A 16,700-nucleotide genomic window follows, 5' to 3' on the forward strand; every position below is an offset into this window, starting at 1 on the left:
TTCGTCGGCAAGACGAATTCGATCCACGTCCTGTTGATGGAAAGCGCTTTCACATCACAGGTGGAGGGATCGGATGAGCAAGGCGGAGTCCAAGAAGCAGCAGATGGCCGCGGGCGCGGCGCTGGCCGCCAAGCGCGGCGAGCAACCGGAATCCAGCCTGCGCGGCGCCTCGAAGGAGATGGCGAAGTCGATGAGCGAAAAGGAACTGCGGGAGATGGCCTCCGCAAAGCGGAAGGAGCTGCCCACCCGCAGTTCGAAGGACGACGCGAAGGAGTGAAGGACGCTCGACGCGGGGATGCTGACGGGGTTGCTCCCGTCAGCTCTGCTCCTGCGGGCGGAAGGTGGCGACGCGGTAGGCGTACCAAGCGGCGATGGCGGCGATGACCAGCTTGGCCACCGGGTCCATCCAGCCCGCCACCTTGTCGTACTGGCCCTCAAGCAGATAGCCGGCACCGGCGAGGACCAGCGACCACAGCGCCGTCCCGATGGTCGAATAGACCAGGAAACGCACCAGTCCCATCCCGGCGATCCCGGCGGGCACGGAGATCAGAGTCCGCACCGCCGGAATCAACCGCCCGATCAGCACCGACGCCGCGCTGTGGCGGCGGAACCAGCCCGTCGCCTCGTCCACCTGCGCGGGTGCCACCGTCAGCCAGCGGCCATGCCGGGCGGCTAGCCGCTTCAGCCGCTCGCTGCCCAGCCACCGCCCGGCGTAATACCAGAACAGCGCCCCCGCCACCGACCCCGCCGTGCCCGCCAGCACCACCAGCGGCAGGCTGAGATCCCCGCGGGCCGCGACGAAGCCGGCCAGCGGCATGATGAGTTCCGATGGGATGGGCGGAAAGACGTTCTCCAGCAGCATCAGAAGCGCGATTCCGGCGTAGCCGCCGCCTTCGACCATGTCTGCGATCCACTCGAACACGCGATCCTCCGGTTCCGGTTGCCTGGATAACCCGTCGGCGCCGCGGGAGTTCACCGCCTCCCCCATCGAGGGAGGGGGGATGGCGCCGTGGCCTTTCGTATCGCTTTCACTTTTTTCGTATTGCGGCCCGCCGAACCCTCAGCTACCGTTCAAAACGAAAACAAAGGCGCAGACCGCAAGGGGCGGGCGCACAGCGGAGAGGAGGGATGGATGGCCGGGGTCTACGACCTTGCCATCGTCGGCGGCGGCATCAACGGCTGTGGCATCGCGCGCGATGCCGCGGGGCGGGGCTGTTCCGTCTATCTGTGCGAACAGAAGGATCTGGGCTCGGGCACGTCCTCGGCCTCGACCAAGCTGATCCACGGCGGCCTGCGCTACCTGGAATATTACGAGTTCCGGCTGGTCCGCGAGGCGTTGCGCGAGCGCGAGGTGCTGTGGCGCATGGCGCCGCACATCATCTGGCCGCTGCGCTTCGTCCTGCCCCATCTGCCCGGCCTGCGGCCCTCCTGGTTCCTGCGGCTGGGCCTGTTCCTGTACGACCATCTCGGCGGGCGGGAGAAGCTGCCGGGCACGCGCGGGCTCGATCTGCGCAACCATCCGGCGGGCAAGCCGCTGAAGCCGGGTTTCGGCCGCGCTTTCGAATATTCGGATTGCTGGGTCGACGACGCGCGTCTGGTGGTCCTGAACGCGCAGGACGCCGCCCGCATGGGTGCTGCGATCCGCACCCGCACCCGCTTCCTGAGCGCCGTCCGCGAGGACGGGCTGTGGACCGTGACGGTGGAGGACACGCGCAGCGGCCGGCGCAGCAGCATCCGCGCCCGCGCCCTGGTCAACGCCGCCGGTCCCTGGGTGTCGGAGGTGATGCGGCAGGGGGCGCGCTCCACGGTGGACGCGCGCATCCGTCTGGTCCAGGGCTCGCACATCGTGGTGCCGAAGCTGTTCGACCACGACCGCTGCTACATCTTCCAGAACGCCGACAAGCGCATCGTCTTCGCCATCCCGTACGAGCGCGATTTCACCCTGATCGGCACTACCGACAACGACTACCAGGGCGATCCGGCGGACGTCCGCGCGTCGGAGGCGGAGATCGCCTATCTCTGCGCCGCCGCCGGGGAGTATTTCGCCAAGCCGGTGACGCCCGCCGACGTGGTGTGGACCTATTCCGGCGTCCGCCCGCTCTACGACGACGGCGCCTCCACGGCGCAGGCGGCGACCCGCGACTATGTGCTGGCGCTCGACGCGCCGGGCGACGGCAAGGCGGCGCTGCTCAACATCTTCGGCGGCAAGATCACCACCTACCGCCGCCTGGCCGATGCGGCGATCGCCAAGCTGGCGCCCTTCCTGCCGAAGCTCGCCCCGGGGGCCTCGGACTGGAGCAGCGCCGGCACCCTGCCGGGCGGCGATTTTCCGGTGGACGGCGTTGCGGCGCTGGTGGCCGAGCTTCGCGGGCGGGCGCCCTTCCTGACCCAGCCGCACCTGGAGCGGCTGGTGCGCACCTACGGCACCCGCGCCCGCCGGATTCTCGACAACGCCGCGCGTCCGGAGGATCTGGGCCGCGACTTCGGCGCGACCCTGACCGAGGCGGAGGTCCGCTATCTGATGACGGAGGAATGGGCGGAGACCGCCGAGGACGTGCTGTGGCGCCGGACCAAGCTGGGGCTGCGGCTGGACGCCGCCCAGGCGCAGGTCCTCGACGCCTTCATGACCGAGGAGCGCAGCCGGAGGGAGAGGGCATCCGACGCCGCGGAATAGCGGGCGTGGAAAAACGGCGACAAGAACCATCTCAATAAAGAAAAAATGAATATTGGGGAGGAAGGCCGGTGGGCTTGGTTCTGGACAAGGTCAGCAGGCATGTCGGCGGCCACGTTCACCTCGAGAACGTATCGCTGAGCCTGGAGCGCGGGTCGCTGAACGTTCTGCTGGGGCCGACCCTGTCGGGCAAGACGTCGCTGATGCGGCTGATGGCCGGGCTGGACGTGCCCAGCGCCGGGCGCGTGCTGGTGGACGGGGTGGATGTGACCGGGCGGCACGTCCGCGAACGCTCCGTCGCCATGGTCTACCAGCAGTTCATCAACTACCCGTCCTTGACCGTCTACGAGAACATCGCCTCCCCCCTGCGGGTCGCCCGCCGGCCCAAGGACGAGATCGACCGCAAGGTGCGGGAGGCCGCCCGCCTGCTGAAGCTGGAGCCCTATCTGCGGCGCACGCCGCAGCAGCTCTCCGGCGGCCAGCAGCAGCGCACCGCCATCGCCCGCGCCCTGGTGAAGGAGGCGCAGCTCGTCCTGCTCGACGAGCCGCTGGCCAACCTGGACTACAAGCTGCGGGAGGAGCTGCGGGAGGAGCTGCCGAAGATCTTCGCCGCGACCGGCGCGGTCTTCGTCTACGCGACGACGGAGCCGGCCGAGGCGCTGCTGCTCCGCGGCAACACGGCGACTTTGTGGGAAGGGCGGCTGGCGCAGTTCGGCCGCACGCCGGACGTCTACCGCCGCCCGGCCAACCTGACCAGCGCGCGGGTCTTCTCCGACCCCCCGCTCAACACCATGCAGGTGCACAAGCGCGGTCCGCAGATCGTGCTGGCGACGGGGGAGCACGGGCCGGCGCGCGGCGTTCTGGCGGAGCTGCCGGACGACGACTATACCATCGCCTTCCGCGCCGACCACCTGCATCTGACGCGGCCCCACGCCGACGCCGTGGCCCTGCGCGGCGTGGTGGCGGTCAGCGAGATCACCGGTTCGGAGAGCTTCGTCCACATCGACCTGCCCCGCACCGATGGCGGGGCGGACCGCTGGGTCGCCGTCACGCGCGGCGTTCTGGAGGTCGAGCCGGGCGAGCGGATCGAGTGCTTCATCGACCCGCGGCGGCTGTTCGTGTTCGGCCATGACGGGCGGCTGGCCGCGGCGCCGCCGCTGGTCATGGCGGCGTGACGGGAGGGCGGACGGCATGGCGCGCATCGACCTTCAATCCCTCGGCCACAGCTACACCCCCAACCCGAAGAGCGACGACGACTACGCGCTGAAGCCGATGACCCATGTGTGGGAGCAGGGCGGGGCCTACGCGCTGCTCGGGCCGTCCGGCTGCGGCAAGACCACGCTGCTGAACATCATCTCCGGCCTGCTGACGCCCAGCGAGGGGCGGGTGCTGTTCGACGGCAAGGACGTGACGGCGCTGCCGACCGAGGCGCGCAACATCGCCCAGGTCTTCCAGTTCCCCGTCGTCTACGACACCATGACGGTCTATGAGAACCTCGCCTTCCCGCTGCGCAACCGCGGCCTGCGCGGGGCGCCGCTCGACGCGCGGGTGCGGGAGATCGCCGGGCTGCTCGACCTGACGGCGGACCTGAACCGGCGCGGGCGGAACCTGACCGCCGACGCCAAGCAGAAGATCTCGCTGGGGCGCGGGCTGGTCCGCCCGGACGTGGCGGCCATCCTGTTCGACGAGCCGCTGACCGTCATCGACCCGCATCTGAAATGGGAGCTGCGGTCGAAGCTGAAGGCGCTGCACCGCGCGCTCGACCTGACGATGATCTACGTGACCCACGACCAGACGGAGGCGTTGACCTTCGCCGACAAGGTGGTGGTGATGCATGACGGGCGCGTCGTCCAGGTGGGCCGCCCGCAGGAACTGTTCGAACGGCCCGCCCACGTCTTCGTCGGCCATTTCATCGGATCGCCGGGCATGAACGTCCTGCCGGCCGAGGTGTCGGGCCGCGCGGCGCGGGTCGGCGGGCACGTCATCGCGCTGCGCCGCGGCTATCCGGCCCTGAACGGTGGGGCGAAGATCGAAATCGGCGTGCGGCCGGAGTTCGCCACGCTGGCGCCCGCCGGGGCCGGCGGCGTGCCGGTGCGGGTGCGCCGGCTGGACGATCTGGGGCGCACGCGCATCGCCCGGGTGGAGCTGTCGGGGCTGCCGATGGCGGCGACGGTGCCGGAGGATCTGACGCTGGCGGGGGACGAGGCGTCGCTGCTGCTCGACCCCGCCATGGTGCATGTCTACGCGGACGGAACGCTGGTGGAAGGGGAGGCGGCGTGATGGACAAGCCCGTCAACCAGGGGGCATGGCTGCTGGTCCTGCCGGTTCTGCTGATCGTCGCCTTCTCGGCCATCCTGCCGCTGATGACGGTGGTCAATTATTCAGTGCAGGATACCTTCGGAAACAACCAGTTCTTCTGGAACGGCATCGGCTGGTACCAGGAGCTTCTCGACCCCTCCACCGACCTCGGCGGGCGCTTCTTCGACGCGTTGTGGCGCAACCTACTGTTCTCGCTGCTGATCCTGCTGATCGAGGTGCCGCTGGGGATCGCCGTGGCGCTGAGCATGCCGCGCCACGGCTGGCGGGTGGCGGCGACGCTGGTGGTGCTGGCGCTGCCGCTGCTGATCCCGTGGAACGTCGTCGGCACCATCTGGCAGATCTTCGCCCGCGAGGACATCGGCCTGCTGGGCTGGGCGGTCAACCGGCTGGGCATCCCCTACAACTACACGGCGGACCCGCTGTCGGCCTGGGTGACCATCGTGGTGATGGACGTCTGGCACTGGACCTCGCTGGTGGCGCTGCTCTGCTACGCCGGCCTGCGCTCCATCCCCGACGCCTTCTACCAGGCGGCCAGGATCGACGGGGCGTCGCGCTGGGCGGTGTTCCGCAACATCCAGTTGCCCAAGATGCATCGGGTGCTGCTGATCGCCGTTCTGCTGCGCTTCATGGACAGCTTCATGATCTACACCGAGCCCTTCGTGGTGACCGGCGGCGGTCCCGGCAACTCGACCACCTTCGTGTCGATCGACCTCGTCAAGCTGGCGCTGGGGCAGTTCGACCTGGGCAAGGCCGCGGCCCTGTCCATCGTCTACAACCTGATCATCCTGGCGGTCTGCTGGGTCTTCTACACCGTCATGACCCGCATGGACGCGCAACGGAACTAGCAAAGGAAACGGGCCATGCTGCGCGCACGGATCGTCCTCACGCTCTACATCCTGTTCCTGATGCTGCCGATCTACTGGCTCGTGAACATGAGCCTGAAGACGAACACCGAGATCGTCAGCGGCCTGACGCTGTGGCCCCACACCCTGACCTTCGAGAACTACCGGCGCATCTTCACCGATTCGTCCTGGTATTCGGGTTACCTGAATTCGCTGCAATATGTGGCGCTGAACACGGTGCTGTCGATCGCGCTGGCCCTGCCGGCGGCCTACGCCTTCTCGCGCTACCGCTTCGTCGGCGACAAGCATCTGTTCTTCTGGCTGCTGTCCAACCGCATGGCCCCGGCGGCGGTCTTCGCGCTGCCCTTCTTCAACCTCTATTCGGCCATCGGCCTGTTCGACACGCCGCTGGCCGTGGCGCTGGCCCACTGCCTGTTCAACGTGCCGCTGGCGGTGTGGATCCTGGAGGGCTTCATGTCCGGGGTACCGCGGGAGATCGACGAGACCGCCTATCTCGACGGCTACAGCTTTCCGCGTTTCTTCGTGAAGATCTTCATGCCGCTGGTTGCCAGCGGGATCGGCGTCACCGCCTTCTTCTGCTTCATGTTCAGTTGGGTCGAGCTGCTGCTGGCGCGCACGCTGACCTCGGTGGACGCCAAGCCCATCGCGGCGACGATGACGCGCACCGTCTCGGCCTCCGGCATGGATTGGGGCCTGCTGGCGGCGGCGGGGGTGCTGACCATCCTGCCCGGCGCGCTGGTGATCTGGTTCGTGCGCAACTACATCGCCAAGGGCTTCGCCCTGGGCCGCGTCTGACGGGAGGGAGGACGCCGCCATGGACACTGTCACCGAACACCTCGCCTGGATGGCCTGGACCTGGCAGACCGGGGCCTTCTTCGCCGTCATCGCCGGGCTTCTGACCCTTCTGACCGTCCTGGCGCTCAACCGGCCGGAGGTGGCGCGCCCCGGCGTTCTTGGGATCACCACGACGCGCGGAGACCGGCTGTTCATCACGCTGCTCGGCAGCGCCTTCATCCACCTCGCCTGGCTGGGTCTGGTGGGGGATCAGGTGCAGTACGCGACCGCGCTTTCGCTTCTCTACGCCGCGGCGGTCTTCCGCTGGGTGTGACGGCCGGCCTGTGCCGGCCGGAACGGGCCTACAACAAGGAAACGGGAGGAACAATCGATGCGTGCCCTGTATCTCGCCTCCGCATCCGCGGCGGCGCTTCTTCTGTCATCGGCCCCGGCCTTCGCCGACATCGAGGCGGCCAAGCGCTGGATCGACAGCGAGTTCCAGCCTTCGACCCTGTCGAAGGAGGAGCAGCTGAAGGAAATGCAGTGGTTCATCGACGCCGCCAAGCCCTTCGCCGGCATGGAAATCAACGTCGTCTCCGAAACCATCACCACCCATGAGTACGAGGCCCGGACGCTCGCCAAGGCCTTCAGCGAGATCACCGGCATCAAGCTGCGCCACGACCTGATCCAGGAAGGCGACGTGGTCGAGAAGATCCAGACGCAGATGCAATCCGGCAAGAACATCTACGACGCCTGGATCAACGACAGCGACCTGATCGGCACCCATTTCCGCTACAAGCAGGTGGTTCCCCTCACCGACTGGATGGAGGGGGAGGGCAAGGACGTCACCCTGCCGACGCTGGACGTGAACGATTTCATCGGCAAGTCCTTCACCACGGCGCCGGACGGCAAGCTCTATCAGCTCCCCGACCAGCAATTCGCCAACCTCTACTGGTTCCGCTACGACTGGTTCACCAACCCGGACATCAAGGCGAAGTTCAAGGCCAAGTACGGCTACGATCTCGGCGTCCCGGTCAACTGGTCGGCCTACGAGGACATCGCCGAGTTCTTCACCAACGACGTGAAGGAGATCGACGGCGTCAAGGTCTACGGCCACATGGACTACGGCAAGAAGGACCCGTCTCTGGGCTGGCGCTTCACCGACGCGTGGCTGTCGATGGCCGGAAACGGCGACAAGGGCCTGCCCAACGGCAAGCCGGTCGACGAGTGGGGCATCCGCATGGAAGGCTGCCGCCCGGTCGGCTCCTCCATCGAGCGCGGCGGCGACACCAACGGCCCGGCCGCCGTCTACTCCGTCACCAAATACGTGGAGTGGCTGAAGAAATACGCGCCGCCGCAGGCCGCGGGCATGACCTTCTCCGAATCCGGCCCGGTGCCGGCCCAGGGCAACGTCGCGCAGCAGATGTTCTGGTACACCGCCTTCACCGCCGACATGGTGAAGGACGGCCTGCCGGTGGTGAACGCCGACGGCACGCCGAAATGGCGCATGGCCCCGTCGCCCAAGGGCGCCTACTGGAAGGACGGCATGAAGCTGGGCTACCAGGACGCCGGGTCGTGGACTCTGCTGAAATCCACCCCGGTGGACCGCCGCAAGGCGGCGTGGCTCTACGCCCAGTTCACCATGTCGAAGTCGGTCAGCCTGAAGAAGAGCCATGTCGGCCTGACCTTCATCCGGGAAAGCGACATCTGGGACAAGAGCTTCACCGAGCGCGCGCCGAAGTTGGGCGGGCTGGTCGAGTTCTACCGCTCCCCGGCGCGCGTGCAGTGGACGCCGACCGGCGTGAACGTGCCGGATTACCCGAAGCTGGCGCAGCTCTGGTGGCAGAACATCGGCGACGCCTCCTCCGGCGCCAAGACGCCGCAGGCGGCCATGGACGCTCTGGCCGCGGCCCAGGACTCCGTGATGGAGCGTCTGGAGCGGTCGGGCGTGCAGGGCGAATGCGGGCCGAAGCTGAACAAGAAGGAGTCGGCGGAGTTCTGGTTCGCCAAGGCCGAGAAGGACGGCACCACCGCGCCGCAGCGCAAGCTGTCCAACGAGAAGCCCAAGGGCGAGACGGTGGACTACGACCAGCTCATCAAGTCCTGGCCGGCCTCGCCGCCGAAGAAGGCCGCGATGGCGCAGTGATGCGATGACTTGAATCCCTCTCCCGTCCCGGGAGAGGGTGGCCCGAAGGGCCGGGTGAGGGTCGTTCGAGGATCAAGGTGCTGATTCTTGCCAGTACCCTCACCCTCCCACGCTGACGCGTGGGTCCCTCCCTCTCCCGGGACGGGAGAGGGGAAAGAAGAAAGACCATAGGAAAGACCATGTCCGAAGCCGGCCACGTCCTCGCCATCGATCAGGGCACCACCTCCACCCGCGCCATCGTCTTCGACCGGCGGGGCGTTCCCGCTGGGGTCGCCCGGCGCGAGTTCGCGCAGCATTACCCGAACGACGGCTGGGTGGAGCATGACCCGGAGGACATCTGGCGCGACACCGTGGCGGTGATCCGGGGCGCCGTGGACGAAGCCGGGCTGAGCGCGGCGGACATTGCGGCCATCGGCATCACCAACCAGCGCGAAACCACCGTCGTCTGGGACCGCCGCACCGGCGAGCCGGTGCACCGCGCCATCGTCTGGCAGGACCGCCGCACGTCCGACCTCTGCCGCAGGCTGGTCGAGGAGGGCTGCGGGCCGCTGGTGCGGCGCAAGACCGGTCTGCTGATCGACTCCTACTTCTCCGCCACCAAGATCGCCTGGATTCTCGACCATGTTCCCGGCGCGCGGGAGCGGGCGGAGAGGGGCGAGCTGTGCTTCGGCACCATCGACAGCTTCCTGCTGCACCGGCTGACCGGCGGCCGCGTGCACGCCACCGACGCGACCAACGCCTCGCGCAGCATGGTCTTCGACATCCACCGCCAGGACTGGGACGACGAACTGCTCGCCCTGTTCCGCATTCCCCGCGCCATGATGCCGGAGGTGCTGGACAGCAGCGCCGAGTTCGGCGCGACGGAGCCGGACCTGCTGGGCCGCGCCATCCCGATCACCGGCATCGCCGGCGACCAGCAGGCGGCGACCTTCGGGCAGGCCTGCTTCCAGCCGGGCATGGTGAAATCGACCTACGGCACCGGCTGCTTCGCCCTGCTGAACACCGGCGACGAGCCGGTGGAGTCGCGCTCCAACATGCTGACCACCGTCGCCTACCGGCTGGACGGGCGGACGACCTACGCGTTGGAAGGCTCCATCTTCATCGCCGGTGCCGCCATCAAGTGGCTGCGCGACGGGCTGGGGATCATCACCCACGCCTCGCAGACCGACGACATGGCGACCCGCGTTCCGGACAGTCATGGCGTCTATCTGGTGCCGGCCTTCGTGGGGCTGGGCGCCCCCCATTGGGACCCGGAGGCCCGCGCCGCCATCTTCGGCCTGACACTGGACGCCGGCCCGGCCCACATCGCCCGCGCCGCGTTGGAGGCCGTGGCCTACCAGACGCGCGACCTGCGCGACGCCATGGTTTCCGACTGGTCGGCCGCACACATGGCGACCTCCGACGCGCTGCGGGTGGACGGCGGCATGGCGGCGAACGACTGGCTGTGCCAGTTCCTGGCCGACGTGCTGGACCTGCCGGTGGAACGCCCGGCGGTGATCGAGACGACCGCGCTGGGCGCCGCCGGTCTGGCCGGGCTGAAGGCCGGAGTCTACCGCGATCAGGCGGCGCTGGCCGGCGCCTGGCGCTGCGACCGTCGGTTCGAGCCGCGGATGGACGCGGCCAAGCGCGCCCGCCTGTACAACGGCTGGCTGGACGCCGTGCGCCGCGTGCGCCGCGAACGCTGAGGGACAGGAACCATGACCGTGTTGGGCGAGGATCTGCGCGGCAAGCGCGTGCTGGTGACCGGCAGCAGCCGGGGCATCGGGGCGGCGGTGGGCACCGCCTTCGCCAGCCTGGGCGCGCGGGTGGCGCTTCATGGGTCGGGGGCGGGCGGCAATGACGCCGCGGCCCGGCTGGCGCTCGCCCTGTCGGCGGGCGGGACGGAGGTGTACGCCGTCAACGGCGACTTCCGCGACCCGCGCGCCGTGGAGTCGGCGGTGGACGCGGCGGTGCAGGCGCTGGGCGGGCTGGACATCCTCGTCAACAACGCTGGCACCATGGTCGGGCGGGTGCCGCTGGAGCGGATCGGCGACGACTTTCTGGACGAGGTGATCGACCTCAACCTGCGCTCGGTCGTCGTGGCCTGCCGGCGCGCCCTGCCGGCGCTGCGCGCCTCCGGGGGCGGGGCCATCGTCAACACCGTCTCCATCTCCGCCCGCACCGGGGGCAGCCCCGGCTCGTCGATCTACAGCGCGTCGAAGGCCTTCGTCTCGACCTTCACCCGGTCGCTGGCGGCGGAGCTGGCGCCGGACCGCATCCGCGTCAACGCCGTCTCGCCCGGCACCATCGACACCGACTTCCACCAGCGCTACTCCTCGCCGGAGAAGCTGGCGGCAACGGCGGCGCGCATCCCGCTGGGCCGGCTGGGCACGGCGGAGGACTGCGTCGGCGCCTATCTGTTCCTGGCGTCCGAAGCGCTCAGCGGCTACATCACCGGGCAGGTGATCGAGGTGAACGGCGGACAGCTCATGGCGTAAGCGGGGCGGGCGTGGGCGGCTCCGGTTGGCCAAGCCGGTCCAGGACGAAGCGCAGCCGCTCGGCCACCGGCGCCTTGGGCAGGGTGACCAGCTCGTACCCCAGCCCGCCGTAGGTCTCGACCATGGCGTCGTGAGTCGCCGCGGCTTCGGCCGGGGTCTGCCGGCGCTCGGCGTCCGGCGCGAAAATTTCCGGCCAGGGCGGCGCTATGAAGACGGTCCGGTGATAGCGGAAGCGGCGGGCCGCCCTTTCCAGATGCGCGGGCACCGGACGGTTCATCAGGCGCAGGTAGCCGATCACGTCCGGAATGCCGCGGTCGAAGAAGACCGTTCCCACCCGCTCCCGCGCGAGACGGAGGGAGCGCAGTTCCCAGCACAGCATCAATTCCGCGAAGGCCGACGGGTCGATCCAGGGCAGGGCCGGCCCGCCGATGGCTGTCTGGTCCTGAATGATCGCGCGGCCCGCCTCCAGGCTGTGGGCGTGGCCCTCGCGGGCGAGCGCGTCGATCAGGGTGCTCTTTCCGGAGCCCGGGCCACCCGTGATGACGACGAAGCGGCGCGCGTCTTCGCTCATGGGACGTCCTCCTGTGTTGTTGGTACAGTTGCCGTGGAAAGGACGAATCATGCCGCCCAAACGCCTCCTCGTCGTCGCCCACTGCCCGTCGCCCAACACACGGGCGCTTCTGGACGCGGTGCTGCGCGGGGCGCGGTCGCCGGAGGTGCAGGGGGTGGAGGTGGTGGCGAAGCCGCCGCTGGAGGCCGGGCCGGAGGACGTGCTGGAGTCGCAGGGCGTGATCCTCGGGACGACCGAGAATCTGGGCTATATGAGCGGGGCGCTCAAGGATTTCTTCGACCGCAGCTATTATCCCTGCCTGGAGCGCACGCAGGGGCTGCCCTACGCCCTGTTCGTCCGGGCGGGCCATGACGGGACGGGGACCTGCCGCGCCGTCGCCTCCATCACAACGGGGCTGCGCTGGCGTCCGGTGCAGGAGCCGCTGGTCTGCCGCGGCCCGTACCGCGACGATTTCGCCGCCTCCTGCGAAGAGCTTGGGCTGCTGATGGCCGCCGGGCTGGAGGCGGGAATTTTCTGACGGCCTATGCCCGGCGGGGTGGCATCTATCGGGAGTGCTATTGACGGCACCCCCCATTCATACAGTCTCCTACGTGCAACGAAACAGCGTCACGCCCGATGACGCGTGCATAAGGAGGGGCCGATGGAGAGCAGCAAGGGCCGGCCGGTCTGGCGCGGCGAGGTCAAGCAGGTCGGAACCATCACGGTCACCGACGACACGACCGGAAAAACCGTCAAGCTGCCGCTGCTGGAAGGCGAAACCGGCCCGCGCGCCATCGACGTGCGCAAGCTCTACGCCGAAACCGGCTATTTCACCTTCGACCCCGGCTTCACCTCCACGGCGAGCTGCGAGTCGGCGATCACCTACATCGACGGCGACGAGGGCATCCTCCTGCACCGCGGCTACGCCATCCAGGATCTGGCGGAGAATTGCGATTACCTGGAGGTCTGCCACCTGCTGCTGCGCGGCGAGTTGCCGAATCCGCAGCAGAAGGAGGAGTTCGAGCGCACCATCACCTACCACACCATGGTGCACGAGCAGTTGAGCCGCTTCTACAGCGGGTTCCGCCGCGACGCCCACCCCATGGCGGTGATGTGCGGCGTGACCGGCGCTCTGTCGGCCTTCTACCACGATTCCACCGACATCCTCGACCCGCGGCAGCGGATGATCGCCGCGCACCGGCTGATCGCCAAGATGCCGACGATGGCCGCCATGGCCTACAAATACTCGGTTGGCCAGCCCTTCATGTACCCGCGCAACGACCTCAGCTACGCGGAAAACTTCCTCTACATGACCTTCGGGACTCCGTGCGAGACCTGGAAGGTCGATCCGGTCCTGGCCCGCGCCATGGACAAGATCTTCATCCTGCACGCCGACCACGAGCAGAACGCCTCGACCTCCACGGTGCGGCTGGCCGGCTCGTCCCACGCCAACCCCTTCGCCTGCATCGCCTCGGGCATTGCGGCGCTGTGGGGCCCGGCGCACGGCGGCGCCAACGAGGCCGTGCTGCTGATGCTGGAGCAGATCGGCTCGGTCGAGCGCATCCCCGAATTCATCAAGCGGGCCAAGGACAAGAACGATCCCTTCCGCCTGATGGGCTTCGGCCACCGGGTCTACAAGAACTACGACCCGCGCGCCAAGATCATGCGCCAGACCTGTTACGAGGTTCTGGACGTGCTGGGCATCAAGGACGAGCCGCACCTCGCCATCGCCATGGAGCTGGAGAAGATCGCGCTGGAGGACAGCTACTTCGTCGAGAAGAAGCTCTATCCCAACGTCGACTTCTATTCCGGCATCATCCTGAAGGCGATGGGCTTCCCGACCAGCATGTTCACCGTGCTGTTCGCTCTCGCCCGCACCGTCGGCTGGATTTCCCAGTGGCAGGAAATGATCGAGGACCCGCAGCAGAAGATCGGTCGTCCCCGCCAGCTCTACACCGGCAACCCCGGCCGCCCCTTCGTTCCGCTGAACAAGCGCGGCTGACGGAACGCCGGACCCTTACCCCACGGCGATGCGGTAGCTCAGCTCCCGCATCGCTCCGGGGGCGAGATGCAGAAGCCCCGGCTTGTCCGCGAACTCCCCGTCGAAGTCCGCCGGGGAGGCGTGGCCGTGCCAGGGCTCGATGCACAGGAAGGGGGCGCCGGTCGGCTTCGACCAAATGCCCAGCTCCTGGAAGCCCTCCCAGGAGACGGTGAGGACCGGCGTGCCGGGTGCGCCGTAGAGGACGGAGCGGCTGGCCGGTCGGTCGAGAATCACCGCGTCCCGCGCGAACAGCCCCTCAGTCAGCGGCAGGCGGCGGCCCTCGACGGGGGTCGGCTCCGGCTGCGGCGCCAGCAGGCCGCCATCGACGCGGCGGATCGGGGCGGGCTCGTCGGTTTCGAACAGAAGCTCGTGCGCCTCCTTCGGCACGCCCTCCCGCAACGGCCAGAGGAAGGCCGGATGCACGCCGAGCGAGGCGGGCAGCGCCTCGTCGCCCGGATTGGTGATGCGGTGGGTGATGGTCAGCCCTTCCGCGTCCAGATCGAAGATCAGCTCCAGCTTGAAGGCGAAGGGATAGAGCGCGCGGGTCTGCGCGTCGTCGGACAGCGACAGGCGGCAGCGGGTGGCGGTGCGCTCTTCCCAGGCGAAGCGGCGGTCGCGGGCGAAGCCGTGCTGCGTCATGCGGTGGGTCCGTCCCCGGTGGCGCAGCGTGTCGTCCTTCAGCCGCCCGACGATGGGAAACAGCACCGGCGCGTGGCGCGGCCACTCCGGACCGGCCTGCCAGAGCAGTTCCCGCCCGTCGAGGGTCAGGGAGCACAGTTCCGCCCCATCGGCCTTGATCGCAGCGCCGAGGCGCCCGTTGCTGAGCGTGTGCCGGTCCATGAAACGAGGTCCTTCCTGGAGATCAGTGGGGCGGATAGACCGCGGTGATGCCTTCGATGATCGTCTGGGCGGCCAGCGCCGCCAGGACGATGCCCAGCACGCGGCTGACCGTGTGGATCACCGTGCGGCCGAGCAGCTTGTTCACCAGATCGGCGACGACCAGCAGCGCCATGACGCTGCCCACGGCGACCGCGGCGGCGCCCAGCACCATGCCCTGGCCGCCCAGCGTCGCGCCGTAGCGGTCCATCAGAAGCAGGGTCGAGGTGATGGCCCCCGGCCCGGCGATCAGCGGGATCGCCAGCGGGAAGACCGCCAGGTCGTGGGCCTCCTCCTCCGTCCGGGCGTCGTCGGCGGTGCGCTCCTTCCGTTCGGCCCGGCGCTGGAACAGCATTTCGAAGGCGATCCAGAACAGCAGAGCGCCGCCGGCGATGCGGAAGGCCGGCATGCCGATGGACAGGGCGTTCAGCACCAGTTCGCCGAGATAGGCGAAGAAGACGATGATGGCGAAGCTGATCAGCGGACCGCGCAAGGCGATGGTGCGCTTGCGCCGGCTGTCGAAGCCGCGGGTGAGGCCGAGATAGATCGGAACCAGCCCGATCGGATCGACCACCACGAGAAACACCACGAGCGCGCTGATGAAATCTTCCACGGACGGAACCCCGGACGGCATGACCCTTGTCGGCCGATCCTCTGTTAGCAAAGCCGCCGCGGCCGGCCAAGGGGAGGCTCGTCGAAAAACGCTGATTGCGGACCGCAATCCATGCTGGCGCATGGCGTGGCCGTGGTTATAATCGCTTCACAATTCAAATTTTCTCTCCTCCCGGAGCACAGGCGTTGAGCAAGACCGTAATCGTCGTGGACGACAGCAAGCTGTCCCGCATGCATGTCCGCGGCATAATACTTCGGAACAAGCCGGATTGGACGGTCATCGAAGCGGCGAACAGCGCTGAACTTTATGGAAAACTGGACGAAGGTGATATCCATATCGCCATAATCGATTTCAATATGCCCGGCGACAACGGCCTGGAGGCCGCCGCCCGCCTGCTGCAGGCGAAGCCGGACATCCGCGTCGCCATCATCACGGCCAACGCCCAGGATTCGGTGGTGTCCGGCATCCGCGCGCTGGGCGCCGCCTTCATGCCCAAGCCGTTGGACGAGGAGCAGATGGCCCGCTTCCTGAACGCCGCCAGCCTGCCGCGCCGCCCGTCGTCCAACGATTCGCCGTCCAACGATTCGCCGTCCAACGGTTCATCAGCAAACGACGCGTCCAGCGGGGGCGCCGGTTGACCGGCATGGTCCGGCCGGCGCCCCCGCTGGACCCGATTCCCATGAGGCTTGAGCTGGACGATCTGGAACGCGACGCGCTGACGGAGCTGGGAAACATCGGCGTCGGCCGGGCGTCCACGGCGCTCAGCCGGATGATCGGCGGGCCGGTGGAACTCTCCGTGCCGATGGTCAGCCTCGTCCCCGGCGACCGCGTCTCAGGCCTGCTTCGGTCGGCGCTGCCGGGGCCGCTGATCGCGGTGACGGAGTGCCTGTCCGGCGCCTTTCTCGGTTCGGCCATCCTGCTGATGCCGGAGCGCAGCGGCCTGCCGCTGGCCGCCGCGGCCCTGCCGCCCGGCGTCCCCAAGGAGGACGCGGCGGAGCTGGTGGAGGAGGCGCTGGCCGAGGTCGGCAACATTGTGCTGAACAGCTGCCTGTCCTCCATGGGGAACCTGCTGGGCGTCGCGATCGGCACCACCCTGCCGCAGGTTTTGCGCGGGGCGGGGGACGACCTTCTGGAACGCTGCGGCGTCGCCCTGACGGCGGAGGCGCAGGCGATCCTGTTCCACGTCACCTTCCGCACGCCGCCCCACGATGTCGAGGGAACCGTCGTCCTGGCGCTCGACGCCGGGTCTGCGGCGGAGCTTAAGGCGGCCATCGGGCGCTACATCGGCCGGGTGCTCGCCTGAGGGCGGGCGGCCACCGGCAATCAACACACGCCAGTCAACAAGAGCCCCCGACACAGAAGCACGGGCT

The 16,700-nt window shown here is 68.4% G+C and carries 18 protein-coding genes; 14 read left to right on the forward strand and 4 right to left on the reverse strand.

Annotated elements, in window-relative coordinates:
- Positions 1 to 73 precede the first annotated feature (73 nt).
- Positions 74 to 277, forward strand: coding sequence for a DUF3008 family protein (locus ABVN73_RS22510; RefSeq protein WP_353861418.1), 204 nt, complete (start codon positions 74 to 76; stop codon positions 275 to 277).
- Between the two features lie 39 nt (positions 278 to 316).
- Here ABVN73_RS22510 and ABVN73_RS22515 read toward each other — a convergent pair whose 3' ends face one another.
- Positions 317 to 922, reverse strand: a complete 606-nt coding sequence (locus tag ABVN73_RS22515; protein WP_353861419.1) for a DedA family protein — start codon at positions 920 to 922, stop codon at positions 317 to 319.
- A gap of 210 nt (positions 923 to 1,132) precedes the next feature.
- On the opposite strand from ABVN73_RS22515, the gene glpD reads away from it, so the two are divergent.
- The 9 genes from glpD (at position 1,133) to ABVN73_RS22560 (ending at position 11,250) form a co-directional block, all read left to right on the forward strand.
- Positions 1,133 to 2,674: a glycerol-3-phosphate dehydrogenase gene (gene glpD, locus ABVN73_RS22520; protein WP_353861420.1), complete on the forward strand. Its 1,542-nt coding sequence runs from the start codon at positions 1,133 to 1,135 to the stop codon at positions 2,672 to 2,674.
- A gap of 68 nt (positions 2,675 to 2,742) precedes the next feature.
- Positions 2,743 to 3,846, forward strand: a complete 1,104-nt coding sequence (locus ABVN73_RS22525) for an ABC transporter ATP-binding protein (RefSeq protein ID WP_353861421.1) — start codon at positions 2,743 to 2,745, stop codon at positions 3,844 to 3,846.
- Between the two features lie 16 nt (positions 3,847 to 3,862).
- Entirely contained in the window at positions 3,863 to 4,951 is a 1,089-nt protein-coding gene (locus ABVN73_RS22530; RefSeq protein WP_137117695.1) for an ABC transporter ATP-binding protein, read from the forward strand.
- On the forward strand, positions 4,951 to 5,835 hold the full coding sequence (locus tag ABVN73_RS22535) for a sugar ABC transporter permease (RefSeq protein WP_014242526.1): 885 nt from the start codon (positions 4,951 to 4,953) through the stop codon (positions 5,833 to 5,835). The genes ABVN73_RS22530 and ABVN73_RS22535 overlap by 1 nt, the downstream gene beginning before the upstream one ends.
- Before the next feature lie 15 nt (positions 5,836 to 5,850).
- Entirely contained in the window at positions 5,851 to 6,648 is a 798-nt protein-coding gene (locus ABVN73_RS22540) for a carbohydrate ABC transporter permease (protein WP_014242527.1), read from the forward strand.
- A 19-nt stretch (positions 6,649 to 6,667) separates the two neighbouring features.
- Positions 6,668 to 6,961, forward strand: a complete 294-nt coding sequence (locus ABVN73_RS22545) for a DUF2160 domain-containing protein (RefSeq protein WP_353860835.1) — start codon at positions 6,668 to 6,670, stop codon at positions 6,959 to 6,961.
- Between the two features lie 57 nt (positions 6,962 to 7,018).
- Complete coding sequence (locus tag ABVN73_RS22550) at positions 7,019 to 8,773, forward strand: ABC transporter substrate-binding protein (protein WP_353860836.1); 1,755 nt, start codon at positions 7,019 to 7,021, stop codon at positions 8,771 to 8,773.
- A gap of 179 nt (positions 8,774 to 8,952) precedes the next feature.
- Positions 8,953 to 10,458, forward strand: coding sequence for a glycerol kinase GlpK (glpK, locus tag ABVN73_RS22555; protein ID WP_353860837.1), 1,506 nt, complete (start codon positions 8,953 to 8,955; stop codon positions 10,456 to 10,458).
- Positions 10,459 to 10,470: 12 nt separating this feature from the next.
- Positions 10,471 to 11,250 carry an SDR family NAD(P)-dependent oxidoreductase gene (locus ABVN73_RS22560; RefSeq protein ID WP_353860838.1) on the forward strand — a complete coding sequence of 260 codons (780 nt, stop codon included), beginning with the start codon at positions 10,471 to 10,473 and terminating at the stop codon, positions 11,248 to 11,250.
- On the opposite strand, the gene ABVN73_RS22565 is transcribed toward ABVN73_RS22560, so the two are convergent.
- Complete coding sequence (locus tag ABVN73_RS22565) at positions 11,240 to 11,821, reverse strand: AAA family ATPase (RefSeq protein ID WP_353860839.1); 582 nt, start codon at positions 11,819 to 11,821, stop codon at positions 11,240 to 11,242. The two genes, ABVN73_RS22560 and ABVN73_RS22565, sit on opposite strands and share 11 nt — an antisense overlap.
- Before the next feature lie 49 nt (positions 11,822 to 11,870).
- On the opposite strand from ABVN73_RS22565, the gene ABVN73_RS22570 reads away from it, so the two are divergent.
- Together ABVN73_RS22570 and gltA are read left to right on the forward strand one after the other, a co-directional pair.
- A complete protein-coding gene (locus tag ABVN73_RS22570; RefSeq protein WP_353860840.1) occupies positions 11,871 to 12,338 on the forward strand; it encodes a flavodoxin family protein in 468 nt (155 codons plus the stop codon).
- Between the two features lie 123 nt (positions 12,339 to 12,461).
- Positions 12,462 to 13,802 carry a citrate synthase gene (gene gltA, locus ABVN73_RS22575; protein WP_353860841.1) on the forward strand — a complete coding sequence of 447 codons (1,341 nt, stop codon included), beginning with the start codon at positions 12,462 to 12,464 and terminating at the stop codon, positions 13,800 to 13,802.
- A gap of 15 nt (positions 13,803 to 13,817) precedes the next feature.
- Here the strand turns inward: gltA and ABVN73_RS22580 are convergent, their stop codons facing one another.
- Both ABVN73_RS22580 and ABVN73_RS22585 read right to left on the reverse strand, forming a co-directional pair.
- A complete protein-coding gene (locus ABVN73_RS22580) occupies positions 13,818 to 14,681 on the reverse strand; it encodes an aldose 1-epimerase family protein (protein WP_353860842.1) in 864 nt (287 codons plus the stop codon).
- A gap of 22 nt (positions 14,682 to 14,703) precedes the next feature.
- Positions 14,704 to 15,330: a MarC family protein gene (locus ABVN73_RS22585; RefSeq protein ID WP_247889784.1), complete on the reverse strand. Its 627-nt coding sequence runs from the start codon at positions 15,328 to 15,330 to the stop codon at positions 14,704 to 14,706.
- A 95-nt stretch (positions 15,331 to 15,425) separates the two neighbouring features.
- Here ABVN73_RS22585 and ABVN73_RS22590 point away from each other — a divergent pair, with 95 nt between their 5' ends.
- Both ABVN73_RS22590 and ABVN73_RS22595 read left to right on the forward strand, forming a co-directional pair.
- The gene (locus tag ABVN73_RS22590; RefSeq protein WP_353860843.1) at positions 15,426 to 15,968 is read left to right on the forward strand and encodes a response regulator transcription factor; all 543 of its coding nucleotides are present in this window, start codon (positions 15,426 to 15,428) and stop codon (positions 15,966 to 15,968) included.
- Between the two features lie 41 nt (positions 15,969 to 16,009).
- Complete coding sequence (locus ABVN73_RS22595; RefSeq protein ID WP_353860844.1) at positions 16,010 to 16,633, forward strand: chemotaxis protein CheC; 624 nt, start codon at positions 16,010 to 16,012, stop codon at positions 16,631 to 16,633.
- Positions 16,634 to 16,700 lie beyond the last annotated feature (67 nt).

Origin of the sequence: Azospirillum formosense, from assembly GCF_040500525.1 — a bacterium.
In the GTDB taxonomy this organism is placed as follows: Bacteria; Pseudomonadota; Alphaproteobacteria; order Azospirillales; family Azospirillaceae; genus Azospirillum; species Azospirillum formosense_A.